Here is a 256-nt window from a genome sequence, read left to right as displayed (position 1 = left end):
TGAACGTCACGGACCTCCATCTGGGCGCGGTCACGGGAGATACCGCCGGGGCCCAGGGCCGACAGACGGCGCTTGTGGGTCATCTCGGCCAGCGGGTTGTTCTGGTCCATGAACTGCGACAGCTGGGAGGTTCCGAAGAACTCCTTGATGGCAGCGGTCACCGGGCGGATGTTGATCAGGGTCTGCGGGGTGATGGCCTCGATGTCCTGGGTGGTCATCCGGTCGCGCACCACGCGCTCCATCCGGCCCATGCCGG

At 66.4% G+C, this 256-nt stretch carries 1 protein-coding gene; it reads right to left on the bottom strand.

Translation table 11 applies throughout. From position 1 onward, the window contains the following. On the bottom strand, window positions 1-256 hold a 256-nt coding region (locus tag B4920_RS27020; RefSeq protein WP_139379728.1), incomplete at both ends, for a hypothetical protein.

This window comes from Zoogloea sp. LCSB751 (assembly GCF_002028455.1).
Lineage (GTDB): Bacteria > Pseudomonadota > Gammaproteobacteria > Burkholderiales > Rhodocyclaceae > Zoogloea.
This window is presented reverse-complemented; position numbering and strand designations above follow the sequence as displayed.